This window comes from Hydrogenophaga defluvii, assembly GCF_042665235.1.
GTDB classification, from domain to species: Bacteria; Pseudomonadota; Gammaproteobacteria; order Burkholderiales; family Burkholderiaceae_C; genus Hydrogenophaga; species Hydrogenophaga defluvii_A.
The window spans coordinates 1-25953 of the sequence record NZ_JBHTBZ010000088.1 but is presented as its reverse complement, the minus strand read 5'-3'; the positions used below and the strand labels follow the sequence as shown (position 1 = coordinate 25953).

The window sequence follows — 25953 nt, the reverse complement described above, 5'->3', positions numbered from 1 at the left end:
AGATTATCGATTAATAAGCAACCACAAATAAATACAGGCAAACCCCGGTCAACGGGGCAAACGCTGGGCGATCTCCGACACCAACTGGCGCGCCAGAGCCAGCTTGCCGGCATGCGGCAACTCCCGCGTGCCCTCCGCATCCACCAACAACAGGGCGTTTTCGTCCTGCCCAAACGTGGCCGGGCCGATGTTGCCCACCAGCAGAGGCACGCCCTTGCGTTCGCGTTTGACCTTGGCGTGGTGGGCCAGGTCGTGGCTCTCGGCGGCAAAACCGACACAAAACAGGGCCCCGCTGCGGGCGCGTTCGCTGGCCGCGACGCGGGCCAGGATGTCGGGGTTTTCTTCAAAAGCGAGTGCCGGCACCTGGCCGCTGCCGTCTTTTTTGATCTTTTGCGTGGCGGCGTTGGCCGGGCGCCAGTCGGCCACCGCCGCCGTGGCCACAAACACGGTGGCCTGCGGCACGGCGGCTTCCACCGCCAACAGCATGTCCTGGGCCGAGGCCACATCCACCCGGCGCACGCCACGCGGCGTGGGCAAGGCCACCGGGCCGGCCACCAGCGTCACTTCAGCGCCCGCCTCGCGCGCAGCACGTGCAATGGCAAATCCCATCTTGCCGCTGGATTTGTTGGTGATGCCGCGCACAGGGTCGATGGCCTCGAAGGTGGGGCCGGCGCTCACCAGCACGTGCTGGCCGAGCAGCGTCTTGGGCTGGAAGAAGTGCACCAGATCGTGCAGCAGCTCGTCGGGCTCCAGCATGCGGCCATCGCCGGTTTCGCCACACGCCTGGTCACCCTGCCCCACGGCCAACACGGTGGCACCGTCGGCGCGCACCTGGGCCACGTTGCGCTGGGTGGCGGGGTGGGCCCACATTTCGCGGTTCATGGCCGGCGCCAGCAACAGCGGCACACGCTCGATGGGTCGGGCCAGGCACATCAAACCCAACAACTCCTGCGACTGCCCCAGCGCCAACTGGGCAATGAAATCGGCGCTGGCCGGCGCCACCAGAATGGCATCGGCGTCGCGGCTGAGGTTGATGTGGGGCATGGCATTGGGTTCGCGCGTGTCCCATTGCGAGGTGTGCACCGCCCGCCCCGACAAGGCCTGCATGGTGGTCGCGGTGATGAACCGTTCCGCGCCTGCCGTCATCACCACCTGCACGGTGGCGCCGGCCTTGATCAGCTGGCGGCACAGCTCGGCCGACTTGTAACAGGCGATGCCCCCTGTGAGGCCCAGGACGATGTGTTTGCCAGCGAGGTCGTTCATGGGCGGCAATGTAGCAGTTCCGCAGGCGGCGGCAGCCGGCACCGCGCCCGACCAAGCCGAGCCTGGGCATACCCGCCCATTTATAATCTCGATTTCCATCTCCGCGAGCGTTCAGCTCGCCCGAGTCATGACCAAATTTGTGTTCGTCACTGGCGGTGTGGTGTCTTCCCTGGGCAAGGGAATCGCCTCCGCCTCCCTTGCTGCGTTGCTGGAGTCGCGCGGCCTCTCCGTCACCCTCATCAAGCTCGACCCCTACCTCAACGTGGACCCGGGCACCATGTCGCCCTTCCAGCACGGCGAGGTGTTCGTCACCGACGACGGCGCCGAAACCGACCTCGACCTGGGCCACTACGAGCGCTTCATCAACACCCGGATGAAGCGGGCCAACAACTTCACCACCGGCCAGATCTACAAAAGTGTTCTTGAAAAAGAGCGCCGTGGCGACTACCTGGGCAAAACCGTGCAGGTCATCCCGCACGTCACCAACGAAATCCAGGACTACGTCAAGCGCGGCGCCGGTTTTGATACGCCTGACGCGGTGGACGTGGCCATCGTTGAAATCGGTGGCACCGTGGGCGACATCGAGTCCTTGCCCTTCCTGGAGGCCGTGCGCCAACTGAGCCTGCGGCTGGGCCCCAACAACACCGCCTTCGTGCACCTGACCTACGTGCCCTGGATCGCGGCCGCTGGCGAACTCAAGACCAAGCCCACCCAACACACGGTGCAAAAGCTGCGCGAAATCGGCATCCAGCCCGACGCCCTGCTGTGCCGTGCCGACCGCACCATCCCCGACGACGAGCGCGAGAAGATCAGCCTGTTCACCAACGTGGCGCAGTGGGGCGTGATCTCCATGCCCGACGTGGACACCATCTACAAAGTGCCGCGTGTGCTGCACGAGCAAGGGCTGGACGGTCTGATCTGCGACAAGCTGCGCCTGAACACGCCACCGGCCAACCTCAAGCGCTGGGACGACCTGGTGTTTGAGACCGCCCACCCGCGCGGCGAGGTGAAGATCGCCATGGTGGGCAAATACGTCGATCTGTCGGACAGCTACAAGTCGGTCAACGAGGCGCTGCGCCACGCCGGCATGAAAAACCATGTGCGGGTCAAGATCGAGCACATCGACTCGGAAACCATGGAAGGTGACCCGTCTGCACAGCTGGCCCAATACGACGCCATCCTGGTGCCCGGCGGTTTTGGCAAACGCGGCATCGAAGGCAAGATTGCCACCGCCCGCTACGCCCGCGAGCACAAGGTGCCCTACCTGGGCATCTGCCTGGGCATGCAGGTGGCCACCATCGAATATGCCCGCAACAAAGCCGGCCTGAAAGACGCCAACTCCACCGAGTTCGAACCCGAGACGCCCCACCCCGTGATCGCCCTGATCACCGAGTGGAAAGACGCCGACGGCAGCATCAAGGTGCGCGACGAAAACTCCGACCTGGGCGGCACCATGCGCCTCGGGGCACAAAGCTCTGACGTGCAAAAAGGCACGCTGGCGCACGACATCTACGGCGACGTGGTGACCGAACGCCACCGCCACCGCTACGAAGCCAACGTCAACTACCTCGACAAGTTGCGTGAAGCCGGGCTGGTGATTTCGGCCCTCACCCAACGCGAGCATCTGACCGAAATCGTCGAGCTGCCCAAAGACCAGCACCCCTGGTTCATCGGCGTGCAGTTCCACCCCGAGTTCAAGTCCACGCCTTGGGACGGCCACCCGCTGTTCAACGCCTTCGTCAAGGCGGCGCTGGACCACCAACAAAAGGCTTGACATGAAACTCTGCGGCTTTGACGTCGGGCTGGAGCACCGGTTTTTCCTGATCGCGGGCACCTGCTCCATTGAAGGGCTGCAGATGTCGCTGGACGTGGCAGGTCAGCTCAAGGAGGCATGTGACCCACTGGGCATTCCACTCATCTACAAGGGCTCGTTCGACAAAGCCAACCGGTCATCTGGCACGTCCCAGCGGGGCGTGGGCCTCGACGCTGGCCTGAAGATCCTCGACGAGGTGCGGCGCCAGCTTCATCTGCCCATCCTGACCGACGTGCACGAGGCCGATCAGGTGGCCGAGGTGGCCAGCGTGGTGGATGTGCTGCAGACGCCCGCCTTTCTGTGCCGCCAGACCGACTTCATCCGCGCGGTGGCGCAGTCGGGCAAACCGGTCAACATCAAGAAGGGCCAGTTCCTCGCGCCCTGGGACATGAAAAACGTGATCGACAAGGCCCGCGCCGCCGCCAAGGAAGTGGGCTTGTCGGAAGACCGTTTCCTGGCCTGCGAGCGTGGCGTGAGCTTTGGCTACAACAACCTGGTGGCCGACATGACCAGCCTGGCCGAGATGCGCAAATCCGGCGCACCGGTGGTGTTCGACGTCACCCACTCGGTGCAGAAACCCGGTGGCCTGGGTGGCACCAGTGGCGGCGCCCGCGAGATGGTGCCCGTCCTGGCCCGCGCGGGTGTGGCGGTCGGCGTGGCCGGCCTGTTCATGGAAACCCACCCCAAGCCGGCCGAGGCCTGGTCTGACGGCCCGAATGCCGTGCCCCTCAAACACATGAAGGCGCTGCTGGAAACGCTGGTGGCGCTGGACAGCGTGACCAAACAAAGTGGCTTCCTCGAAGACCACTTCAACGCCTGATCCCCTTTCGCAGGACCTCATATGACACCCGCCTACATCATCGTTGACATGCAAGTCACCGACCCCGAGCAGTACAAGCAGTACATGGCCGCAGCCCCCGCCGCCGTGAAAGCCGCTGGCGGTGAATACCTGGTGCGCGGCGGCCGCTTTGAGGTCATGGAAGGCAACTGGCAGCCGGCACGCATCGCGATGCTTCGCTTCCCCAGCTTCGAAGTGGCCAAGGCCTTCTACGACGATGAGTTGTACAACCAGGCCCGCGCCCAACGCGCCGGTGCCACCGCGTTTTTCAACATGGTTTTGGTCGAAGGCGTGGCCGCGCCCGTCTTCTGACCCACACGTTTTTTGAAATCAATCTGAAAGGACAACAATGAGCGCAATCGTTGACATCGTCGGCCGTGAGGTGCTGGACAGCCGAGGCAACCCCACCGTCGAATGCGACGTGCTGCTGGAAAGCGGCGTCATGGGCCGCGCGGCTGTGCCGTCGGGCGCCTCCACCGGCAGCCGCGAGGCCATCGAGCTGCGCGACGGTGACAAGAAGCGCTACCTGGGCAAAGGCGTGCTCAAGGCCGTGGAGCACATCAACACCGAGATCAGCGAGGCCGTGCTGGGCCTGGACGCCTCCGAGCAGGCCTTCCTGGACAAGACCCTGATCGACCTGGACGGCACGGAAAACAAGAGCCGCCTGGGTGCCAACGCCATGCTGGCGGTCTCCATGGCCGTGGCGCGCGCTGCCGCCGAAGAGGCCGGCCTGCCGCTGTACCGTTACTTCGGTGGCAGCGCTGCCATGCAAATGCCGGTGCCGATGATGAACGTCATCAACGGTGGCGCACACGCCAACAACAACCTGGACTTGCAAGAGTTCATGATCATTCCCGTGGGTGCGCCCAGCTTCCGCGAAGCCGTGCGTTACGGTGCCGAGGTCTTCCACGCGCTCAAGAAAATCATCCACGACAAGGGCATGAGCATTGCCGTGGGCGACGAAGGTGGTTTTGCCCCCAGCGTGCCCAGCCACGAAGCGGCCATCCAGATGATCCTGGAAGCCATCGCCGCTGCCGGCTATGTGGCCGGTGAGCAGATCGCCATTGGCCTGGACTGCGCCGCCAGCGAGTTTTACAAGGACGGCAAGTACCACCTCGAAGGCGAAGGCCTGGTGCTGAGTGCCGAAGAGTGGACCAACATCCTGGCCACCTGGGTCGACAAGTACCCCATCATCAGCATCGAAGACGGCATGGCCGAAGGCGACTGGGATGGCTGGAAACACCTGACCGAGCGCCTGGGCAAAAACGTGCAAATCGTGGGCGACGACCTGTTCGTCACCAACACCAAGATCCTGAAGGAAGGCATCAGCAAGGGCATTGCCAACTCCATCCTGATCAAGATCAACCAGATCGGCACGCTCAGCGAAACCTTCGCCGCCATCGAGATGGCCAAGCGCGCCGGCTACACCGCCGTCATCAGCCACCGCTCTGGCGAGACCGAGGACAGCACCATCGCCGACATCGCCGTGGGCCTGAACGCGCTGCAGATCAAAACAGGCTCCATGAGCCGTTCGGACCGCATGGCCAAGTACAACCAGCTGCTGCGGATTGAAGAGGATTTGGGCGACATCGCGAGCTACCCCGGCCGCGATGCGTTCTACAACCTCCGCTGATACGGCTTGATGGGCAACCGCCTCGTCCCGCTGCTCCTGCTGGCCTTGCTGGGCATCGTCCATGCCCAGCTGTGGCTGGGGCGCGGCAGCGTGCCGCAGGTCAATGCCCTGAAGCAGCAGTTGAGCGAGCAGGAGCAGCTCAACCGCGCCGCGCAGTGGCGCAACGAGCAGTTGGCCAGCGAGGTGCGCGACCTCAAGGAAGGCCAGGACATGGTGGAAGAACTGGCCCGCCAGGAACTGGGCATGGTCAAGCCCAACGAGGTCTTCGTCCAGATTGCCCAGCCCAAGAAGTGAACGCCGCGCCGTTCACCGTCGCCTTGCTGGGGGCCGAATCCACCGGCAAGAGCCATCTCACCCAAGCATTGGCGCAACAACTCCACGGCACACACGGCCTGCGGGTAGACGTGGTCGAGGAACACCTGCGCGGCTGGTGTGAACAGCATGGCCGCGCACCGGTGCAACACGAACAAACCGCGCTGGCACACACCCAAAGCCAACTCATTGCCCTCGCCCGCGCCAGGCCCGGCGTGCAGGTGGTGGTGGCCGACACCACAGCGCTGATGGTGGCGGCCTACAGCGAACAGTATTTCAACGACCTGTCCTTGTGGCCCAGGGCACTGGCCGATCACTCAACCTGCGACCTCACGCTGCTGATGGGCCTGGACCTGCCCTGGGTGGACGATGGCCTGTGCCGCGACAGTCCGGCTGCCCGCCAGGCCACCGACGCCATCCTGCGCACCCGGCTGGAGCAGGCCGGCGTGACCTACCAGACGGTTTACGGCCAGGGCGACAGCCGAACGTCACAGGCCCTGCGCACGGTGAGCGCCCGCATGGGCCTCACGTTGAGCGCGCAAGACCCGTTCTGGGAGCAGGGCCGGCGGCCCTGGAACTGCGAGAAATGCAGCGACCCGGCGTGTGAACACCGGCTGTTCCGCGATCTCATCGCGCAACGCCAGCCGGGCGGCTGAAGCTCACTGCACGCTGCTGGTGCCCGGCGGCATCTGCGCCTGTTGCAGGAAAACGCTGGCCGCGTCCACTGGGTCGTAGCGGTACTGCGCACCACAAAAATCGCAGGCCACCTCCACCTGCCCTTGTTCGGCCAGGATGGACTCCACCTCGTCGCGCCCCAGGGTTCGCAACATGCCCGAGACCCGCTCGCGCGAGCAGGTGCAGGCGAAACGCGGCGCATGGGCACCGTCCTGCGGCGCAAAACGCAGCACCTGCTCTTCCCAGAACAGGCGGTGCAGGATGGTGTCGGCGTCCAGGCCCAGCAATTCCTCGCGCTTGAGGCTCTTGGCCAGGATGGCGATGCGGTTGTAGTCTTCGTTGCGCCCAATCTGATCCTCGTCCGCCCGGCCCACGCCACTGCCAGAGAGGTTGGCCTCGCCTTGCAGCGGCAGGCGCTGGATCAGCAGGCCCGCGGCCATGTGCTCGTCGGCCGCCAGCACCAGGGTGGTGTCCAGCTGCTCGCTTTGCAGCATGTAGTGCTCCAGCACCTCGCTCACCTTCTCCAGCTTCTCCTTGCGGTCGCCATGCAGCGGCACCACACCCTGGTAAGGCTGCTGGCCGGGCTGGCGGTCCTGCGGGTCCAGGGTGATGGCACAACGGCCCTGGTTGTTGACGTTGACCATGTGCGAGAGCGGCGCGTCCAGCGCCACCTCACCATTGACGGTGGCGGTGGCGCGCAGTCGCAAATCGGACTGCACCTCCACCACGGCCAGCTTGACCGGGCCATCGCCATGCACCTGCAGCACCAGCGCGCCGTTGAACTTGATGTTGGCCTGCATCAGCACGGCGGCGGCCGTCATCTCGCCCAGCAGCTCGGTCACGGCGGGTGGGTAGGCCCCGCTTTGCTTGCGGCGCTGCAGCATGTCGCGCCAGGCGTCGTCCAGACGCACCAGCATGCCACGCACCGGCATGCCGTCGAAGATGAATTTGTGGAGTTCTGACACGCGTTGGCCTTCTTTCGCAAAGGGTGGCAAATGGGGTTCAGCCGAGCTTCTTCAAGCCTTTGCGGTAGCGGTCCGCGTTCTCGGTGTAGTGCAACGCGCTGCGCTTGAGGCCCTCGATCTGCTCGGGCGTGAGCTGGCGAACCGCCTTGGCCGGGCTGCCGATGATCATCGAGCCCTCGGGGAATTCCTTGCCTTCGGTCACCAGCGCACCAGCGCCCACCAGGCAGTGTTTGCCAATCTTGGCGCCATTGAGCACCACCGCCCCGATGCCGATCAGCGATTCGTCGCCGATGGTGCAGCCGTGCAGCATGACCTGGTGGCCCACCGTCACACGTTCGCCGATCACGAGCGGAAAACCATGGTCGGCGTGCAGCACGCTGGCGTCCTGGATGTTGCTGCCCGCGCCGACGGTGATGGTTTCGGTGTCGCCCCGGATCACCGCACCAAACCACACACTGCTGCCCTCGGCCAGCGCCACGTTGCCCATCACCTGTGCGCTGTCGGCCACCCAGGCCGAGTCAGCCACCTGCGGGGCCACACCATCGAGTTCGTAAATCGCCATCGCTGCCCTTGTCTGTGCGGGTGAAAACCTAGAATTGTAGGGATGAGTGCCCCCGCCGACATCCGCCAGCGCGCCTTGGCCGCCCTGTGCGAAAACGATCCCAAGCAAAAAGTCGATGCGGTGCATGCGCTCTGGCTCGACCTGCCCCAGGCGCCGCTGGACGCATCGGCCACGCTGACCCCCGCCGCCGCCCTGCCCGGGCGCCCTGCCCGCCCGCGGCTGCTGCCACCCATGCAGGTGCCCACGCGCAGCCCCTTCACGCCCGAAGGCCTGGCGGCGCTGCTGCACGCCATCACCCACATCGAGTTCAACGCCATCAACCTTGCGCTGGACGCGGCCTGGCGCTTCCCTGGCATGCCAGCCGAGTTTTACCGCGACTGGCTGCGCGTGGCCGACGAGGAGGCCACCCACTTCGGCCTGCTGCGCGACCACCTGCTGAGCCTGGGCCACCCCTATGGGGACTTCGACGCCCACGACGGCCTGTGGACCATGTGCGTGAAAACGCAGGACGACATCACCGCGCGCATGGCCCTGGTGCCGCGCACCCTGGAGGCACGCGGGCTGGACGCCACGCCACAAATTCAGGCCAAGCTGCGCAAAGCCGGCACACCGGACGCGTTGAAAGCGGTGGACATCCTGGACATCATCCTGCGCGATGAAATTGGCCACGTGGCCATCGGCAACCGCTGGTACAGGTGGTTGTGCGCCCAACAAGGGCTGGACGCCATCGCCCACTACCGCGTGCTGGTGCGCCGCCACGAGGCGCCCCGCCTGCGCCCGCCCTTCAACGAAGCGGCGCGCCGCCAAGCGGGCTTCAGCACCGAAGAGCTGGACTACCTGCTTGGCGCCTGACAAAGCCGCCACAAAATTGTCAGCAAACGTACAGTTTGGCGTCAGTCCAGGGTAATCCCGCAGGCCTACATTCCCCCAACTCCTGCGAGGGCTTGGTGCCTGTCACTTGACACACGTGATGGCAATCACTTCGGGACAGGAGCCATCCATCTGTCTGAGGGGAGAACACTCATGGAAACCACGTTGGCGGACAAAATCGCCGCGCACCCGAAATACCGGGAACTCAAGGCCAAGCGCTCGAGCTTCGGCTGGACACTCACCATCCTGATGATGATCGTGTACTACGGCTTCATCCTGCTGGTGGCCTTCAACAAGCCCTTTCTGCTGCAGAAGCTGGGCAGCGGCGTCATGACCCTGGGCATGCCCATTGGTCTGGGCGTGATCATTTTCACCATCGTCATCACCGGCATTTACGTGCGCCGCGCGAACAGCGAGTTCGACGACCTGACAGAAGAAATCAAAAAGGCGGTGCTGTGATGAATCCGATGTTCAAACGTTCGTTTGCGCTGCTCGCGCTTCTGGCCGCAGCGGGTGCCGCGCTGGCCGCTGGCGCCGACCTCGGCCAGGCCGAAAAACAGGCCACCAATTGGACCGCCATCGGCATGTTCGGCGCCTTCGTGGCCGCCACCATGTTCATCACCAAATGGGCCGCCGCCAAAACGCGCTCGGCCGCCGACTTCTACACCGGCGGTGGTGGCATCACCGGGTTCCAGAACGGTCTGGCCATTGCCGGCGACTACATGTCCGCCGCGTCCTTCCTGGGTATTTCCGCAGCGGTGATGGCCTCGGGCTTTGACGGCCTGATCTACTCCATCGGCTTCCTGGTGGGCTGGCCCGTGGTCACCTTCCTGATGGCCGAGCGCCTGCGCAACCTGGGCAAGTTCACCTTCGCCGATGTGGCGGCCTTCCGCTTCAGCCAAACGCCCATCCGCGTGTTCGCTGCGTCGGGCACGCTGGTGGTGGTGGCCTTCTACCTGATCGCACAAATGGTCGGTGCCGGCCAGCTCATCAAGCTGCTGTTCGGTCTGGAGTACTACATCGCCGTCATCATCGTGGGCGCACTCATGATGGTCTACGTGCTGTTCGGCGGCATGACGGCCACCACCTGGGTGCAAATCATCAAGGCCTGCCTGCTGCTGGGCGGTGCGTCCTTCATGGCCTTCATGGTGATGTGGAACTTCGGTTTCAGCCCCGAAGCCATGTTCGCCAAAGCGGTGGAAATCAAGACCGGCCTGGCCTCGGCTGCGGGCAAGTCGCCCGAGGAAGCGGCTGCCACGGGTTTCTCCATCATGGGCCCGGGCAACTTCGTGAAAGACCCGATCTCGGCCATCAGCTTCGGCATGGCCCTGATGTTCGGCACCGCCGGCCTGCCCCACATCCTGATGCGCTTCTTCACGGTGCCCAACGCCAAGGAAGCGCGCAAGTCGGTGTTGTGGGCCACCACCTGGATCGGCTACTTCTACATCCTGACCTTCATCATCGGCTTCGGCGCCATCACCTTCGTGCTGACCAACCCGCAGTTCCTCGACGCCAAGGGCGGCCTGATCGGCGGTGGCAACATGGCCGCCATCCACCTGGCCAACGCCGTGGGCGGCAACGTGTTCCTGGGCTTCATCTCGGCCGTGGCCTTCGCCACCATCCTGGCCGTGGTGGCCGGTCTCACGCTTTCGGGCGCATCGGCCGTGTCGCACGACATCTATGCCACCGTGATCAAGAAGGGCAAGGCCGACAGCGCCTCCGAACTCAAGGTCTCGCGCATCACCACCATCGCGCTGGGCATCATCGCCGTCACGCTGGGCATCGCCTTCGAGAAGCAGAACATCGCCTTCATGGTGTCGCTGGCCTTCGCCATCGCCGCTTCGGCCAACTTCCCCGTGCTCTTCATGAGCGTGTTGTGGAAAGGGTGCACCACACGCGGCGCGGTCATCGGCGGCTTCCTGGGCCTGATCTCCTCGGTGGTGCTGACCGTGTTGTCGGCCTCGGTGTGGGAAGCCGTGCTGGGCAACGCCAAAGGCAGCGCGCCCTTCCCCTACACCTCGCCCGCCCTGTTCTCCATGACCATCGGGTTTGTGGGCATCTGGCTGTTCTCGGTGTTGGACAACAGCAAGCGCGCCCAGATCGACAAGGCTGGGTTCCTGGCGCAGCAAGTGCGTTCTGAAACCGGCATCGGTGCTTCCGGCGCCTCGGGCCACTGAACCTAGACGGGCCGTTCCACTGCCAACAGTGCCGGCCCGTCGATAATTGGGGATGACCGTTTCCTCCCCGACCGATTTCGCCTCCCTGCCCCTGTCACCGGCCACCCTGGCCAACCTGGTGACCCTGGGTTACCAGCAGATGACGCCCATCCAGGCGGCCAGCCTGCCGGCCGCCCTGCTGGGCAAGGACATCATCGCGCAAGCCAAAACCGGCAGCGGCAAAACCGCTGCCTTTGCGCTCACCCTGCTGGCCAACCTCAATCCCCGCCGATTTGCGGTGCAAAGCCTGGTGTTGTGCCCCACGCGCGAACTGGCCGACCAAGTGACCCTGGAGGTCCGGCGCCTCGCCCGGGCCGACGACAACATCAAGGTCGTCACCCTGTGTGGCGGCGTGCCGCTGCGCGGCCAGCTGGCCACGCTGGAGCACGGCGCCCACATCGTGGTGGGCACGCCCGGGCGCGTGATGGACCACCTGGAGCGCCAAAGCCTGCAACTCGACGCCATGAACACCCTGGTGCTGGACGAAGCCGACCGCATGTTGGACATGGGTTTCTTCGACGACATTGTGAAAGTGGCCCGGCAGTGCCCCAAAGAACGCCAGACCCTGCTGTTCTCGGCCACCTACCCCGAAGGCATCGCCAAGCTGGCCGCACAGTTCATGCGCGAACCGCTGACCGTGACGGTGGAAGCTCAGCACAGCGGTGGCCAGATCGAGCAGCGCTGGTACGAGGTAAAGGACAAAGACCGCCTGCACGCCGTCGGCCAATTGCTGATGCACTTCCGCCCGGCCAGCACCCTGGCCTTTTGCAACACCAAGGTCCAGTGCCGCGACCTCGTGGACGTGCTGCACGCCCAAGGCATCAGCGCGCTGGCCTTGCACGGCGACCTGGAGCAGCGCGACCGCGACCAGGTGCTGGTGCGTTTTGCCAACCGCAGCTGCTCGGTGCTGGTGGCCACCGACGTGGCCGCGCGTGGGCTGGACATTGCGAGCCTCGCCGCCGTCATCAACGTCGACGTGACGCCCGACCCCGAGGTGCACATCCACCGCATCGGCCGCACCGGGCGCGCCGGTGAAAGTGGCCTGGCGCTGAACCTGGCCAGCCTCGATGAAATGGGCGCGGTGGGCCGCATCGAACAACTGCAGAAGCAAGAGTCGGTGTGGCACCCGCTGGACGAGCTCAAGCCCACCGGCAGCGGCCCGCTGCTGGCGCCCATGGTCACCTTGCACATCCAGGGCGGGCGCAAGGAAAAAATCCGCCCCGGCGACGTGCTGGGCGCCCTCACCGCCGACCTGGGCTACACCCGCGAACAGGTGGGCAAGATCAACGTCAACGAGTGGTCCACCTACATCGCGGTGGACCGCGCCATCGCCGAGCAGGTGGCGAACCGGCTCAGCCGCATCAAGGGCAAAAACGTCAAGGCACGCCTGCTCGAAGACTGAAGCCCCAAACATTCATCACACACAAAGGTACGCAGCATGGGCGCGCAATGGAAAGCGAAACACAAGGACCTGGCGGCCAACGCCAAGGGGCGCTTGTTCGGCAAACTGGTCAAGGACATCATGATCGCGGCGCGCGATGGCGCCGACCCCAACGCCAACGCGCGCCTGCGCCTGGCGGTGGAGCAGGCCCGCAAGGCATCGATGCCCAAAGACACGCTGGACCGCGCGATCAAGAAAGGCGCGGGCCTCAGCGGTGAAGTCGTGCATTTCGAGCATGTGATCTACGAAGGGTTTGCCCCGCACCGCGTGCCGGTGATGGTGGAATGCCAGACCGACAACGTGAACCGCGCCGCCTCCGAGATGCGGGTGCTGTTCCGCAAGGGCCAACTGGGCACCTCGGGTTCTGTCGCCTGGGATTTTGACCACGTGGGCCTGATCGAAGCCGAACCGGCCACGCCCGGCGCCGACCCCGAACTGGCCGCGATCGAGGCCGGCGCGCAGGACTTCGAGCCCGCCGATGAGGACGGTGCAACCCTGTTCATCACCGCGCCCACCGACCTCGATCTGGTGGGCCGCGCCCTGCCCGCCCATGGCTTCAAGTTGCTGTCGTCCAAGCTGGGCTACCGGCCCAAGAACCCGGTCAGCGCCGCCAGTCTCACGCCCGCGCAACTGGACGAGGTGGAAAGTTTCCTGGCGGCGCTGGACGCCAACGAAGACGTGCAAAACGTGTTTGCGGGATTGGTCGGCCGACCTGTACTGCGGCACACATCGAACCAAGGCGAAGACAACGGCGCAGTGTTTACAATGCGCTCGTTGGTGCTCGCGGCCCGCCTCTTGGGCCGCAGTTCAACGGGAAGCTGGGGGGAACCGGCCTGTAACACAGGCCACTCCTAACCAGCGCTGCCCCCGCAACGGTAAGCGGACGGGGTGATCCTCACCCCCGCATCCCTCACTGCCACTGGCCGCCCGCAAGGCGACTGGGAAGGCGACGGATGTTGCTCCGCCAGCCCGGATACCGGCCAACAAGGGGGTGCCACGCCTGCATCGCAAGCGCGGCACCGTAAGGTCCATTCACCGTCGGGGAAGGCGGTGCGGACATCCTGGCTTGTTCTTGTTCATGAAAACCCGCTCTCTCCGCGCGCACCGTGCCGCGTGGGCCTTGGCCGCCTGTGCCTCACCGTTGTGCCACGCCCAAACCTCGGCCGAGGTCACTGTGGCCGCCCTGTCCGAAACCCTGGTCACCGCCACCCGCGTTGTGCAGCCGCTGACCGACGTGGTGGCCGACGTCACCCTGATTGACCGCGAGGCGTTGGAACGCAGCGGCGCCACCGGCATTGCCGACGTGCTGGCCCGCCAGCCCGGCATCACCATCGCCCGCAACGGTGGCCCTGGCGCCACCACCAGCGTGTTTGTGCGCGGGGCCGAAAGCCGCTTCACCACCGTGCTGGTGGACGGCGTGCGGGTGGACTCGCAATCCACCGGCGGCGCCACCTGGAACGCCATCCCGCTGGCGCAGATCGATCGCATCGAGATCGTCCGAGGTCCGGCCGCCGCGGTCTACGGCTCCGACGCCCTCGGTGGTGTCATCCAGATCTTTACCCGCCGGGGCGAAGCCGGCTTCAACCCGAGCGTGGGCATGGGGGTGGGCAGCCATGGCACGCGCCAGGTGGAGGCGGGCCTCAGTGGTCGCGAAGGCGCCTTCGACTACGCACTTTCGCTCAGCCGCGACAGCAGCCAGGGCTTCAACGTGCAGCCCAGTGGCAACCCCGACCGCGACGGGTATGAGCATGAGGCCCTCAGTGCGCGTCTGGGCTGGCAGCTCCACCGCGAACACCGGCTGGAAGCCACGACGCTGCACACCCGTCAGGACACGCAATACGACGCGTCCACCCCGGGCCGGGACGACCATGCCTTGCACCGGCTGAACACCCTGGGCCTGCAATGGCTGGCGCAATGGAGCCCCAGCCACAACAGCCGCCTGAGCGTGAACCGCAGCCGCGACCGCTACGAGACCCGACCTTCGCCCTACGTGACCGACACCCACATCACAAGCTACCTGCTGCACAACAGCTGGCATGCCGGCGGACAACAGTGGTCGGTGGACCTGGAGCGCCGCGAGGATGAGCTGGACAACGCCAGCACCACCCCCACTCGCACCCGTCGTTCGCAGGACGCGCTGGCCCTGGGCCACGGCCGCCGCTGGGATGGGCACAGCCTGCAGCTTAACCTGCGCCACGACCAGGACAGCGAGTTCGGCGGCAAGACCACCGGCAGCGCGGCCTACGCCTACGAGCTGTCGCCCCAGTGGCGCGCCAGCGCCTCGGCCGGCACGGCCTTCCGTGTGCCCACGCTGTACCAGCGCTTCAGCATCTACGGCACGCCGGACCTGAAGGCCGAGTCCGGCCGCAACATCGAGTTCGGACTGAAGCACGACACGCCCACGCGCCACTTCGCCGTGGTGGCCTACCGCAACCGGGTGGACAACCTCATCACCTATGTGAGCGGTCCCGGCAGCTGCGTCAACGGCACGGGCAGGCTACCCGGCTGCTACGGCAACACCGCGCGCGCGCAGTACCAGGGCGTCACCTTCAGCGGCGACCAGCGCCTGGGCCACACCGTGCTGCGCGCCTCGCTGGACCTGCTGGACCCGCGCGACCTCGACACCGGCAAACAGCTCGCCCGCCGCGCCCGCCGCCAGGCCACCCTGGGCCTGGACCAGCGGCTGGCCGACTGGCAACTCGGTGCCGAGGTGCAACTGGTGGCCCACCGCTACAACAACGCAACCAACACCCAGCGCCTGGGCGGCTACGGCTTGTTCAACTTGAGCGCCACCAAACCACTGGGCCGCGACTGGCGCCTGATCGCCCGTGTGGACAACCTGGGCGACAAGGCCTACGAAACCGCACGCGGCTACGCCACCGCGGGCCGCACCGTGTACATCGGCCTCAAGTGGGCACCTCAATGAGCGCGGCGTCGGTCTCCTGCCCGGCCGTGCTGGTGGCCGCGCCCGCCTCGGGCCAGGGCAAAACCACCGTGGCCGCCGCCCTGGCACGCCTGCACACGCGCGCTGGGCGCCGCGTGCGCGCCTTCAAGTGTGGGCCCGACTTTCTGGACCCACACTGGCTCACGTTGGCCAGCGGCCACCCGGTGGACAACCTGGACCTGTGGATGACCGGCGAGGCCGAATGCCGCGCCCGCTTGCACGCCGCCGCCGTTGACGCCGACCTGCTGGTCATCGAAGGCGTGATGGGCCTGTTCGACGGCACGCCGAGCGCGGCCGACCTGGCCCAGCGTTTCGGCTTGCCCGTGCTGGCGGTGATCGACGCCTCGGCCATGGCAGGCACCTTCGGCGCGCTGGCCCACGGCCTGCGGCATTACCGCCCCGGCCTGCCCTGGGCCGGTGTGCTGTCCAATCGCGTGGCCAGCGCAGGCCACGCACAGATGCTGGAAGCAGCCCTGCCCACCGACGACAGTGGTTGGCTGGGCGCCGTGCCACGCGACGCCGCCTTCACCCTGCCCGAACGCCACCTGGGCCTGACCGTGGCCAGCGAACTGCCCGACGCCCTGGCCCGCCTCGATGCCGCCGCCGACGCCCTGGCCGCCACCCCGCTGGGCCAGATGGACACAGCCGCGCTGGCGCGTTGGGCGGTGCCGTTCGAAACACCTGCGGCGTCAACCACCCCACCTCCGCTGCTGGCCGGCCGCACCATCGCCGTGGCCCGCGACGCCGCCTTCTGCTTCATCTACCCGGCCAACCTGGACACACTGCAAGCGCTCGGCGCCGAGCTGGTGTTTTTCTCGCCCCTGGCCAACGAGCCCCTGCCCACCTGCGACGCGGTCTGGCTGCCGGGTGGCTACCCCGAATTACACGCCCAGACACTGAAGCAATCGGCCCTGTGCCGCGCCAGTCTGCTGGCGCACGTGGCGGCCAACAAGCCGGTGTGGGCCGAGTGTGGCGGCATGATGGTGCTGTTCGAATTGCTGCTCCATGTCGACGGCCAAACCCACCCGCAATGGGGCCTGCTGCCCGGCCAGGTGAGCATGCAAAAGCGGCTGACGGCGCTGGGCCCGCAGCAGCTCACCCTGCCAGCCGGCGCGCTGCGCGGCCACACCTTCCACTACTCGCGGTGCGACACACCTCTGGCGCCCGTGGCCCACACCGAAGCGGTGCGCGGTGGCGTCACGAAACCCGGCGAGGCGGTCTACCAACGGGGCAGCGTGCGCGCGAGCTACTTCCACGCCTGGTTTGCCTCCGCACCTGAGGCCACCGCCAGCTTGTTCATGGAGGCACCGTTGTGAACAGCCTCTTTGCCCGCAGCGAACTCGTTCTGGGTGGACAGAAAAGTGGCAAATCGCGCCACGCCGAAGAACGGGCGCATGCCTGGCTGCAGGGCGACCCCCACCACGAAGCGGTGCTGATTGCGACCGCTAGGCCCTGGGACAACGAGATGCGCGAACGCATCGCCCGCCATCAGCGTGACCGCGCCCAACGTGTGCCTGGCCTGCGCACCGTTGAACATGCCCACGCCCTGGGCGACAAGCTGCTGGCATCGAGCTTGCCACACCGCATGGTGTTGGTCGACTGCCTCACCTTGTGGCTGACCCACCACCTGATGCCGCCGCCCGGCCAAGCGCCCCACACGCCCGAAGCCACCCAAGACGAGGTGAACCGGCTGTGCCAGGCCATTGCCTGTGCCTCGGGGCCGGTGGTGCTGGTCGGCAACGAGATCGGACTCGGTGTGATTCCAATGGGCCGCGAGGTGCGCGCTTTTGTGGATGCGCTGGGCCAGTTGAACCAGGCCGTGGCCGCACAGTGCGAACGCGTCACGCTCATGGCCGCCGGACTGCCTTTGACCTTGAAAGGCGCGCCATGAAACGCCTGTTGCTGGCCTGTGTGCTCCTCTGCTCGAACCTCCAAGCACAGGCCTTGGAGGTCACCGACGACCGGGGCGTGCGTGTGCGCTGGGACACGCCCCCACAACGCATCGTCTCGCTGCTGCCCTCGCTGACCGAAAGCCTGTGCGAACTGGGCCAGTGCCACAAGCTGGTGGCGGTGGACCGCTATTCCAACTGGCCGGCGCAGATCGCCACCCTGCCCCGCGTGGGCGGTGGGCTGGACCCGAACATCGAGGCCATCGTGGCCTTGCGGCCCGATGTGGTGCTGCTGGCCCACTCGTCACGCGCCATTCCCCGGCTCGAAGCGCTGGGCCTCAAGGTGGTGGCGCTGGAGCCCAAGACCCACACCGACGTGCAGCGGGTGCTGAGCAAAGTGGCCACCGTGGCCGGCCTGGACGAGGCCGCCGCACAAGCCGTGTGGCGGCACATCGACGCGGCGGTGTCGGCGGCGGCGCAATCGCTGCCACCGCACGCGCGGCGCACGCGGGTGTATTTCGAGGTCAACCGCGCACCCTACGCGGCCGGCACCTCGTCCTTCATCGGCGAAACCCTCACCCGACTGGGCGTGGCCAACATCGTGCCGGCCGCGCTGGGGCCCTTTCCCAAACTCAATCCCGAGTTTGTGGTGCGGGCCAACCCCGACCTCATCATGGTGGGCGCCCGCAACGCCGAGGGCCTGACCGCGCGCCCCGGCTGGCACACCGTGCGTGCGGTGCGAGAGCGGCGCCTGTGCATCTTTCCCAACGAGGCGTCGGACGTGCTGGTGCGCCCCGGCCCCCGCATGGCCGAAGCCGCGCGGCTGATGGCGCGCTGCCTACAGGAGAAAGCGCCATGAGCACCGCTGCACTGGATGTGCGCCTGCCGCGACCAGCCCGCCAGCACCCGATCGGGCTGGCCGTGGTCTTGCTGCTGTGCGCTGTGTTGCTGGCGCTGCTGGGCCTGGGCGTGGGCAGCACCGGGCTGCAAAGCCTGCGCGCGCTGACGGCCGACCCCACGGCCACCGCCATCGTGTGGGAGATACGCGCGCCGCGCACGCTGGGCGCGGGCCTCACCGGCGCGCTGCTGGGCCTGGCGGGCGCCATCGCGCAGGGCCTGTTCCGCAACCCCCTGGCCGACCCCTTTTTGATGGGCAGCGCTTCGGGCGCCTCGCTGGGCGTGGCCTTGTGCCTGGCCCTGTTGGGCACCACATCCGTGGCCGCGCCGTGGCTGCTGCGCCTGGGCCTCACGGGGGCCGCGTTTCTGGGCGCCATGGCCGCTGTGGCGCTCACGCTGGCGCTGGCGCGTGGCGTGGCCCACACCCTGCGCCTGCTGCTGGCGGGGGTGGTGGTGGGCGTGGTGTTGGGCGCACTCACCTCGCTCATCACGCTGGCTGTGCCCGAGGTGTTGCAGGCCATGCAAGCCTTCCTGCTGGGGTCCACCGGTTACCTGGGTTGGCCCGCGTGTGTGCTGATGGCGGGCGTGGCCGCGCCCTGTGTTGTGGTGGCCTGGGGCCTGTCGCGGGTACTCGACGGACTGGCGCTGGGCGAGGCCACCGCCCAGAGCCTGGGGCTTCCGCTGCTGCCGCTGCGCGTTGCGCTCGTGGCCATCATGGCCCTGGCCACCGGCACCGCCGTGGCCCAGGCTGGCCTGATTGCCTTCGTTGGTCTGGCTGCGCCACACCTCGTGCGCGGGGCCGTCAAAACCACCCACGCCTGGCTGTTGCCGCTGGCCACGCTCATGGGTGCGGTGCTGCTCATGGCCGCCGACCTGTTGGCGCGTGGCGCGCTGGCACCACAAGAACTGCCCGTGGGCGTGGTGACATCCATTCTGGGCGGCAGCTACCTGCTGTGGCTCATGCACCGCCGTGCCCATTGACGCCATGAACAACCCACCCGCTCTGCAAGCCAGCCAACTGAGCGTCTCGCTCGGCAACGGCTCTGCGCGCCGGCAAGTGCTCTGCGGCCTCAACCTCACGCTGCGCGCCGGCGCCTGGACCGCCATCGTCGGCCCCAACGGCGCGGGCAAGTCCACCTTGCTGCGCGCGCTGGCGCAAGTCATCCCCCACCAAGGTGATCTCAAACTGCTCGGCTGTGCGCTGGCGCCCATGGCTCCCCGCGACCGAGCGCGCGCACTCGCCTGGCTGGCCCAGAGTGGCGCCGGTGAAACCAGCGCCGACGACCTCACGGTCTATGACGTGGCCCTGCTCGGCCGCCTGCCCCACCAGGCCTGGCTGGCGCCGCCCAGCGCCGCCGACCACGCCGCCGTGGAAACCGCGCTGCGCCAGTCCCAGGCCTGGGACTGGCGCACCCGTGCGCTGGGCGAACTGTCGGGCGGTGAGCGCCAGCGTGTTTTGCTGGCGCGCCTGCTGGCGGTGCAGGCTCCGGTGATGCTGATGGACGAACCATTGGCCAACCTCGACCCGCCCCACCAGGCCGACTGGATTGCCCTGGTGCGCGCGCTGGTGGCCGAAGGCCACACCGTGGTCAGCGTGTTGCATGAGATCACCCTGGCCCTGATGGCCAACGACCTGGTGGTGATGCGCCAGGGCCACATCGATTACGTCGGCCCGGCTCACGATCTGGTCGCGCACCGCTGCCTCGAAACCGTTTTTGACCACCGCATCGCCATCCACCCCCTGAACCACCAATGGGTGGCACTGCCACGCTGACCGGAGACACCATGCAACTCGAATCACCGCCCACCGAAAAACGCTACGACAAACCCGAGGGCGAACGCCGTGGCCTGGTCATCGTCCACACCGGCGACGGCAAGGGCAAAAGCACGGCCGCTTTCGGTCTCGCACTGCGCGCCTTTGGCCGCACCCATGTGCACCACAAGCAGGTGCGCATTTTCCAGTTCATGAAGGTGCCTTCTGCCCGTTTTGGCGAGCACCGCATGTTCGAACAGTTGGGCTTGCGCATCGAAGGGTTGGGCGACGGCTTCAGCTGGAAAAGCCAGGACCTGGAGCACTCCGCCCAACTGGCGCGCGACGGCTGGCTCAAGGCGCGCGAGGCCATTCTCAGCGGCGAGTGCTTCATGGTCACACTCGACGAACTGACCTACCCACTCATCTATGGCTGGCTGCCGCTGGACGACGTGCTCGACACCCTGCGCCAGCGCCCGCGCCATGTGCATGTGGTCATCACCGGCCGCCGCTGCCCGCCCGAAATCATCGAACTGGCCGACACCGTGACCGAGATGACGCTGGTCAAACACGCCTTCAAGGCGGGCATACCGGCGCAACGCGGCATCGAGGACTGATGGCGGTCACCGCGTTGGCCATGCTCATTGCCCTGGCGGTGGACCGGCTGTGGGGCGAACCGCCCGCGCGCTGGCACCCGGTGGTGGCCATGGGCCGTTACCTGGGTTGCACAGGCGCGCGTGTTGCGCCCACAACCGGCCAAACCCACCGGCCCTGGCGGGTGTTCCTGCTGGGCGCGCTGGCCTGGGCGCTTGGTGCCACGCTGGTGGTGGTGCTTGCAGCGGGTGTTGTGACGCTGGTGCGTGAGGCGCCGCCCCTGTGGCAAGCCCTGCTGCTGGGCCTGCTGCTCAAGCCCTTGCTGGCCTGGCGCCTGCTGCACGAGGAGGTGTGGGCCGTGGAAACCGCGCTGGCCCAATCGCTGGACGCTGGTCGCGCACGCCTGGCCTGGTTGGTGAGCCGCGACGTGACAGCACTGACCGACGCCGAGGTGCGCGAAAGCGCCATCGAATCGCTGGCCGAGAACCTCAACGACTCGGTGGTGGCGCCACTCTTCTGGTTTGTGATTGGCGGCCTGCCGGGCGCGGCGTTGTACCGTTTCGCCAACACCGCCGACGCGATGTGGGGCTACCAGGAGGAACGCCAGGGCCGCGACTGGACCTGGGCCGGCAAATGGGCGGCGCGGGCCGATGATGTGTTGTCGTGGGTGCCAGCCCGCCTGACCGCGTTGCTGCTCGTGCTGTGGCGGCCGTGGCGCATGTGGTGGCACCTGCCACGCGAAGCCCGCCTCACGCCATCGCCCAACAGCGGCTGGCCCATGGCCGCCATGGCACTCAGTCTGGGCGTGCGCCTGGGCAAACCTGGCGTGTACACCTTGAACGCTGAGGGCCGCGCGCCTGGGGCCGCCGACACAGAACCGGCCATCCTCCGTGCCACACGCGCCGTGCAAACGGTGTGCGCGGGCGCCCTGCTGTGCCTGGTGTGGGAAGGCTTGCAATGAACCGCCACCACGGTGGCCCCGACGCGGCCGGCGTGCCACGTTGGGACTTCTCCACCAACAGCAATGCCTGTGGCCCCTGCCCCACCGCGCTGGCGGCGGTGCAGGCGGCCGACGCCACGCGCTACCCCGACCCGGCGTACACCGAACTGCGCACGGCGCTGGCCCAGTTCCACGGTGTGGCCGAAGCGCGCATCGTGCCGGGCAGCAGCAGCAGCGAACTCATTGCCCGCCTGACGGCCTGGGTGGCGCGTGGTGGTGGCCGCACGGTGTGGTTGCCAACCGAGGCCTACGGCGACTACGCCCATGCGGCCGCGCAGTGGCGATTGACACGCGTAGCGACACCGACGCAAGCCGATCTGGCCTGGTGCTGTACGCCCAGCAGCCCGCGTGGTGTGGCAGAACCCACGCCCTGGGCCGACCTACGCCAGGCCCGTGTGCTCGCGCTCGATCGCGCCTACGAACCCCTGCGCCTGAGCGAGTCGCCGCCATCCGCCGCATGCTGCGACGACGCCTGGCAGCTGTGGTCGCCCAACAAGGCACTGGGGCTGACGGGCGTGCGCGGCGCCTACGCCATCGCGCCCGCGGGGGCCACGGCGCAAGCGGCAGAACTGATGGACATGGCCGCATCCTGGCCACTCGGCGCGCACGCCGTGGCCCAGCTGACGGCCTGGACACGCACCGACACCCAGCGCTGGCTGCACAACAGCCGCGCGCAACTGCGTGTGTGGAAGGGGGAGCAGATCGGCATGCTGCAAAGCCTGGGCTGGACCTGCCTGCCCAGCAACACGCCCTACTTCTGCGCCCAAGCCCCTCACCCCATCGACGGCGACGCTTTGCGCCACCACGGCGTCAAGCTGCGCCCCACCCACAACATGGGCCTGGCCGCCCACTGGCGGCTCAGCGTCCAGCCCCCCCCCGCGCAAGCGGCACTTCATCAAGCCCTGCTGCAACACCCATGAACCTCGCCCAACAACTCCAGGCCTGCCTGGACAACAAAACCAAACCCGTGGGCTCGCTCGGCCGCCTCGAAGCGCTGGCGCTGCGCCTGGGGCTCATCCTTCAAAGCACCACCCCCGAACTGCGCGCGCCACAGATGCTGGTGTGCGCGGGCGACCACGGCCTGGCCGCGCGCGGCGTGTCGGCCTACCCCAGCGACGTCACCTGGCAGATGGTGGAAAACTTCCTGGCCGGTGGCGCGGCGGTGAGCGTGCTCGCGCGCCAGCACGGCATTGCCCTCACCGTGGTGGACTGCGGCGTGCGCCACGATTTCGCGCCCCGCCCCGGTCTGCTCGTGCGCAAGATCGCGCCGGGCACCGCCGACGCGCTGGACGGCCCCGCCATGACCGACGCGCAGTGCCAAACCGCCCTGGCCAATGGCCGCGCCGTGGTGCAAGGCCTGCCCGGCAACGCGCTGCTGCTGGGCGAGATGGGCATAGGCAACACCTCGGCCGCGTCGCTGCTGCTGGCCCGCCTGGGCGGGCTGGACATCAGGGACGTGACCGGCGCCGGCACCGGGCTGGACGCGCCCGGTGTGCAACGCAAGATCGCGGTGCTGCGCCAGGTGCTGGCGCGCCACGCCACCGCCACCGCGCCACTGCAGGCGCTGGCTGCCTTCGGTGGCTTCGAGATCGCCACCCTGGTGGGCGCGGTGTTGCAAGCCACACAGGAACACCGCGTCATCGTCGTCGATGGTTTCATCGCCAGCGCCGCCGTGCTGGTGGCCAGCCGCCTGGACGCCACGGTGCTGGCGCATTGCGTGTTCGCCCACCGCTCCGGCGAGCCCGGCCACGCTTTGATGCTGGCCCTGCTGCGCGCTGAGCCGCTGTTGGACCTGGGCCTGCGCCTGGGCGAAGGCTCGGGCTCGGCCCTGGCCTGGCCGCTGCTGGTGTCGGCCTGTGCCATCCTGCGCGAGATGGCCAGTTTCGAGGCGGCAGGCGTGGCGCGCGCGGCCACCGAGGTGCAGCCCACGTGACACAAGCGGTGCGTCATTTCCTGCTCGCCCTGCAGTTCTTCACCCGCATCCCGGTGACGGGGCGGCTGGCGGCCTGGGTGGGCTACAGCCCGGCCATGCTGCGGGCCAGCGCGGTGCACTTTCCCGGGGTGGGCTGGGTGGTGGGCATGCTCAGCAGCGCGGTGTTTTGGGGGTTGTGCTGGGCTTTGCCGCCCCTGCCCGCGGCACCTTGGGTGGCAGCGGCACTGAGCACGGTGTTCAGCGTGCTGCTGACGGGGGCCTTCCACGAAGACGGCCTGGCCGACCTGGCCGATGGCCTGGGCGGCAGCCTGGACCGCGAGCGCGCGCTGGACATCATGAAGGACTCGCGCATCGGCAGCTACGGTGCGCTGGCCCTGGTGCTGGCCGGTGCCACCAAACTGGGCCTGCTGGCGCTGATCGCCCAGCACAGCGTGGCACTGGCCGGCGCGGCGCTGTTCGGTGCCCACGTGCTCTCCCGCCTGCTGCCGCTGTGGACCGTGTACCGCTTGCCACATGTGGGGGACACCTCACGCTCCAAGTCCAAACCGCTGGCCGATGCCCTGGGTGGCTGGGCCCTGCTGCGCGCCAGCCTGTGGTGGTGGCCCGCACTCGCGGTGCTGTACGCACGCTTGCCGCAGGGGCCCTGGTGGCAGGCCATGCTCGGGGCCATGCTGGGTATGGCGTGGGTGCACCGGCTGCTGCACCGCCGCCTGGGCGGCTTCACCGGTGACGGGCTGGGCACCGCCCAGCAGGTGAGCGAGGCAGGCTTTTACCTGGGCCTGGCACTGGGTTTGGCGGCATGAAGCTGTGGCTGCTGCGCCATGCCCGCGTGTTGGCTGCACCCGGCCTGTGCTACGGCGCCAGCGACCTGCCCGCCGCCCCCGAGGCCACACATGCCGCCGCACAGGCCGCTGCAGCCGTGTTGCCCGCCGGCCTGCCGGTGTGGGTGTCGGGACTGCAGCGGGCGCAACAGTTGGCGCACGACCTGCACACGCTGCGCCCCGACCTGGGCGCCCCCCGCCGCGACCTGCGCCTCAACGAAATGGACTTTGGCTGCTGGGAAGGGCACACCTGGGCCCACATCCCACGCACCGCGGTGGACGCCTGGACCGCCGACTTCGCCCACCACCGATTTGGTGGCGCGGAGAGCACCCAGCAGGTGATTGACCGTGTGGCCACCGCGCTGGCGGACGTCGTCGCCCAGGTGGGCCAGGACGGCGAGGCCCTGTGGGTCACGCACGCGGGTGTGACAAAGGCGGTGATGTACCTGAAGGCGCAAGGCGCGAGGCCCATTCGGTCGGCGGCCGAATGGCCGACAACAGGCATCGGCCACGGCGAGTTGTTGTCGGTGGTTTGGTTATAGTCAATAACCAAAATACCCCCTCGCAGGAGACGCGCATGGACCACCAGAACCTGATCGCCATCGACATCCACACCCACGCCGAGGTGAGTTGCTGGAACCCCTTCGACAACTACGGCGAGGCATACGACCGCGCGGCGGACAAGTATTTCGGCAGCAACCGCCGGCCCACCATCGCAGAAACCATTGCCTACTACCGCGAGCGCAAGATCGGGCTGGTGATGTTCACGGTGGACAGCGAGTCCAAGCTGGGCCGCCGACGCATCCCCAACGAAGAGATCGCGCAAGCCGCGCGCGAGAACAGCGACATGATGATGGCCTTCGCCAGCATCGACCCGCACAAGGGCAAGATGGGCGCACGCGAGGCCGAGCGGCTGATCAAGGAAGAAGGTGTCAGGGGCTTCAAGTTCCACCCCACGGTGCAGGGCTACCACCCCTACGACAAGATGGCCTGGCCCATCTACGAGGTCATCAACGCCCACAAGCTGCCAGCCATCTTCCACACCGGGCACAGCGGCATCGGCAGTGGCATGCGCTGCGGCGGTGGCCTGCGGCTGGAGTACAGCAACCCCATGCACCTGGACGACGTGGCCATCGATTTCCCCGACATGCAGATCGTCATGGCCCACCCCAGCTTTCCCTGGCAGGACGAGGCGCTGAGTGTGGCCACACACAAACCCAACGTGTGGATCGACCTGTCGGGCTGGAGCCCCAAGTATTTTCCAAAGCAGCTGGTGCAGTACGCCAACACGCTGCTGAAAGACCGCATCCTGTTCGGCAGCGACTACCCACTCATCACGCCCGAGCGCTGGATGAAGGACTTCGAGGTGGCGGGCTTCAAGCCCGAGGTGATGCCGGGCATCCTCAAGGGCAACGCGGTTCGGCTGCTGGGGCTGGACCAGGCTGGCACAGCCCCTTGGAGTTGACCGGGTTCCGTGGACACATCATTCTTTGTGTTCAAGGAGTCGCAAATGTCCAAAGTACGACCGCCGTACCCG

26 protein-coding genes, 1 pseudogene and 1 riboswitch are annotated in these 25953 nt (G+C 67.2%); of the genes and pseudogenes, 24 read left to right on the top strand and 3 right to left on the bottom strand.

All coding sequences use genetic code 11. From position 1 onward, the window contains the following. Positions 1-48: 48 nt before the first annotated feature. Positions 49-1263 carry a bifunctional phosphopantothenoylcysteine decarboxylase/phosphopantothenate--cysteine ligase CoaBC gene (coaBC, locus tag ACFQU0_RS20775; protein WP_382204000.1) on the bottom strand — a complete coding sequence of 405 codons (1215 nt, stop codon included), beginning with the start codon at positions 1261-1263 and terminating at the stop codon, positions 49-51. A 127-nt stretch (positions 1264-1390) separates the two neighbouring features. Here coaBC and ACFQU0_RS20770 point away from each other — a divergent pair, with 127 nt between their 5' ends. Genes ACFQU0_RS20770 through ACFQU0_RS20745 form a run of 6 tightly spaced genes read left to right on the top strand, consistent with a single transcriptional unit; the run spans position 1391 to position 6515 of the window. Continuing rightward, positions 1391-3037 carry a CTP synthase gene (locus ACFQU0_RS20770; protein WP_382203998.1) on the top strand — a complete coding sequence of 549 codons (1647 nt, stop codon included), beginning with the start codon at positions 1391-1393 and terminating at the stop codon, positions 3035-3037. Position 3038: 1 nt separating this feature from the next. Then, positions 3039-3896, top strand: coding sequence for a 3-deoxy-8-phosphooctulonate synthase (kdsA, locus tag ACFQU0_RS20765; protein WP_382203996.1), 858 nt, complete (start codon positions 3039-3041; stop codon positions 3894-3896). A gap of 21 nt (positions 3897-3917) precedes the next feature. Beyond that, on the top strand, positions 3918-4226 hold the full coding sequence (locus tag ACFQU0_RS20760) for a DUF1330 domain-containing protein (protein WP_382203994.1): 309 nt from the start codon (positions 3918-3920) through the stop codon (positions 4224-4226). 37 nt (positions 4227-4263) lie between these two features. Next, entirely contained in the window at positions 4264-5547 is a 1284-nt protein-coding gene (eno, locus tag ACFQU0_RS20755) for a phosphopyruvate hydratase (RefSeq protein WP_382203992.1), read from the top strand. A gap of 9 nt (positions 5548-5556) precedes the next feature. Next, positions 5557-5841 (top strand): cell division protein FtsB, encoded by a 285-nt coding sequence (gene ftsB / locus ACFQU0_RS20750; protein ID WP_382203990.1) that lies wholly within the window; start codon positions 5557-5559, stop codon positions 5839-5841. Next, positions 5838-6515, top strand: coding sequence for an AAA family ATPase (locus tag ACFQU0_RS20745; protein WP_382203989.1), 678 nt, complete (start codon positions 5838-5840; stop codon positions 6513-6515). Before ftsB ends, ACFQU0_RS20745 begins: the two co-directional genes overlap by 4 nt. Positions 6516-6518: 3 nt before the next feature. Here the strand turns inward: ACFQU0_RS20745 and hslO are convergent, their stop codons facing one another. Continuing rightward, the gene (gene hslO, locus ACFQU0_RS20740; protein ID WP_382203987.1) at positions 6519-7499 is read right to left on the bottom strand and encodes an Hsp33 family molecular chaperone HslO; all 981 of its coding nucleotides are present in this window, start codon (positions 7497-7499) and stop codon (positions 6519-6521) included. A 37-nt stretch (positions 7500-7536) separates the two neighbouring features. Continuing rightward, entirely contained in the window at positions 7537-8061 is a 525-nt protein-coding gene (locus tag ACFQU0_RS20735) for a gamma carbonic anhydrase family protein (protein WP_382203985.1), read from the bottom strand. A gap of 42 nt (positions 8062-8103) precedes the next feature. On the opposite strand from ACFQU0_RS20735, the gene ACFQU0_RS20730 reads away from it, so the two are divergent. The 18 genes and pseudogenes from ACFQU0_RS20730 (at position 8104) to ACFQU0_RS20645 (ending at position 25881) form a co-directional block, all read left to right on the top strand. Then, entirely contained in the window at positions 8104-8913 is an 810-nt protein-coding gene (locus ACFQU0_RS20730) for a ferritin-like domain-containing protein (protein ID WP_382203983.1), read from the top strand. Positions 8914-9084: 171 nt separating this feature from the next. Then, entirely contained in the window at positions 9085-9390 is a 306-nt protein-coding gene (locus ACFQU0_RS20725; protein WP_382203982.1) for a DUF485 domain-containing protein, read from the top strand. Continuing rightward, the gene (locus ACFQU0_RS20720; RefSeq protein ID WP_382203980.1) at positions 9390-11108 is read left to right on the top strand and encodes a cation acetate symporter; all 1719 of its coding nucleotides are present in this window, start codon (positions 9390-9392) and stop codon (positions 11106-11108) included. The genes ACFQU0_RS20725 and ACFQU0_RS20720 overlap by 1 nt, the downstream gene beginning before the upstream one ends. Positions 11109-11160: 52 nt before the next feature. After that, positions 11161-12549 carry an ATP-dependent RNA helicase DbpA gene (gene dbpA, locus ACFQU0_RS20715; protein ID WP_382203978.1) on the top strand — a complete coding sequence of 463 codons (1389 nt, stop codon included), beginning with the start codon at positions 11161-11163 and terminating at the stop codon, positions 12547-12549. Positions 12550-12585: 36 nt separating this feature from the next. Further along, positions 12586-13296 (top strand): annotated as a pseudogene (locus ACFQU0_RS20710) (YebC/PmpR family DNA-binding transcriptional regulator); the annotation flags it as partial. Positions 13297-13346: 50 nt separating this feature from the next. Then, positions 13347-13587: riboswitch (cobalamin riboswitch) on the top strand. 79 nt (positions 13588-13666) lie between these two features. Beyond that, entirely contained in the window at positions 13667-15514 is a 1848-nt protein-coding gene (locus ACFQU0_RS20705; protein WP_382203977.1) for a TonB-dependent receptor domain-containing protein, read from the top strand. Next, positions 15511-16848, top strand: a complete 1338-nt coding sequence (locus ACFQU0_RS20700) for a cobyrinate a,c-diamide synthase (protein ID WP_382203975.1) — start codon at positions 15511-15513, stop codon at positions 16846-16848. Before ACFQU0_RS20705 ends, ACFQU0_RS20700 begins: the two co-directional genes overlap by 4 nt. After that, entirely contained in the window at positions 16845-17423 is a 579-nt protein-coding gene (locus ACFQU0_RS20695; RefSeq protein WP_382203973.1) for a bifunctional adenosylcobinamide kinase/adenosylcobinamide-phosphate guanylyltransferase, read from the top strand. Before ACFQU0_RS20700 ends, ACFQU0_RS20695 begins: the two co-directional genes overlap by 4 nt. Further along, entirely contained in the window at positions 17420-18280 is an 861-nt protein-coding gene (locus ACFQU0_RS20690; protein WP_382203971.1) for an ABC transporter substrate-binding protein, read from the top strand. The genes ACFQU0_RS20695 and ACFQU0_RS20690 overlap by 4 nt, the downstream gene beginning before the upstream one ends. Beyond that, a complete protein-coding gene (locus ACFQU0_RS20685; protein WP_382203969.1) occupies positions 18277-19299 on the top strand; it encodes a FecCD family ABC transporter permease in 1023 nt (340 codons plus the stop codon). The genes ACFQU0_RS20690 and ACFQU0_RS20685 overlap by 4 nt, the downstream gene beginning before the upstream one ends. Positions 19300-19303: 4 nt before the next feature. Continuing rightward, complete coding sequence (locus ACFQU0_RS20680; protein ID WP_382203967.1) at positions 19304-20092, top strand: ABC transporter ATP-binding protein; 789 nt, start codon at positions 19304-19306, stop codon at positions 20090-20092. Between the two features lie 11 nt (positions 20093-20103). Then, positions 20104-20685, top strand: a complete 582-nt coding sequence (cobO, locus tag ACFQU0_RS20675; protein WP_382203965.1) for a cob(I)yrinic acid a,c-diamide adenosyltransferase — start codon at positions 20104-20106, stop codon at positions 20683-20685. Further along, positions 20685-21623 carry an adenosylcobinamide-phosphate synthase CbiB gene (gene cbiB, locus ACFQU0_RS20670; protein ID WP_382203963.1) on the top strand — a complete coding sequence of 313 codons (939 nt, stop codon included), beginning with the start codon at positions 20685-20687 and terminating at the stop codon, positions 21621-21623. Before cobO ends, cbiB begins: the two co-directional genes overlap by 1 nt. Continuing rightward, positions 21620-22582 (top strand): aminotransferase class I/II-fold pyridoxal phosphate-dependent enzyme, encoded by a 963-nt coding sequence (locus ACFQU0_RS20665; RefSeq protein ID WP_382203961.1) that lies wholly within the window; start codon positions 21620-21622, stop codon positions 22580-22582. Before cbiB ends, ACFQU0_RS20665 begins: the two co-directional genes overlap by 4 nt. Then, complete coding sequence (gene cobT, locus ACFQU0_RS20660; protein ID WP_382203959.1) at positions 22579-23595, top strand: nicotinate-nucleotide--dimethylbenzimidazole phosphoribosyltransferase; 1017 nt, start codon at positions 22579-22581, stop codon at positions 23593-23595. The genes ACFQU0_RS20665 and cobT overlap by 4 nt, the downstream gene beginning before the upstream one ends. Beyond that, entirely contained in the window at positions 23592-24398 is an 807-nt protein-coding gene (locus ACFQU0_RS20655; RefSeq protein ID WP_382203957.1) for an adenosylcobinamide-GDP ribazoletransferase, read from the top strand. Before cobT ends, ACFQU0_RS20655 begins: the two co-directional genes overlap by 4 nt. After that, positions 24395-24958 (top strand): histidine phosphatase family protein, encoded by a 564-nt coding sequence (locus ACFQU0_RS20650; protein WP_382203955.1) that lies wholly within the window; start codon positions 24395-24397, stop codon positions 24956-24958. The genes ACFQU0_RS20655 and ACFQU0_RS20650 overlap by 4 nt, the downstream gene beginning before the upstream one ends. A 35-nt stretch (positions 24959-24993) precedes the next feature. Continuing rightward, positions 24994-25881 (top strand): amidohydrolase family protein, encoded by an 888-nt coding sequence (locus tag ACFQU0_RS20645; RefSeq protein ID WP_382203953.1) that lies wholly within the window; start codon positions 24994-24996, stop codon positions 25879-25881. The last annotated feature ends 72 nt before the right edge of the window (positions 25882-25953 follow it).